This window comes from Affinundibacterium baiyunense (assembly GCF_018139645.1).
Classification (GTDB): Bacteria; Pseudomonadota; Gammaproteobacteria; order Burkholderiales; family Burkholderiaceae_D; genus Undibacterium; species Undibacterium baiyunense.
Window position 1 is genome coordinate 1 of sequence record NZ_JAGSPM010000073.1, and the last position, 287, is coordinate 287.

Sequence of the window (287 nt, forward strand, 5' to 3'; positions counted from 1 at the left end):
ACTATCTGCGTTTGGAGAATGCGTATCTAAAAAAGTTGCAAGCCTTAGTTCAAGCAAAAGAAAAATTAGCGCGGGAGAGAAAGCGCAAATAGCGGATGAACTAAGGCAGCAATACCCGATCGCACGGATTCTCAAGGTGGTTGATATGGCTCGCAGCACGTTTTACTATCAGCGACACCAAGCACTCGATGGTGATAAGTATGCTTCGATCAAGCAGCGTATTCGCAGTATCTATGATAAGCACCATGGTCGTTACGGCTATCGTCGCGTGACGGCTGCTATGCGGC

General features: G+C 47.7%; 1 pseudogene. It reads left to right on the plus strand.

Annotated elements, in window-relative coordinates:
- A pseudogene (locus tag KDM92_RS19260) lies at window positions 1-287 on the plus strand (IS3 family transposase); the annotation flags it as partial.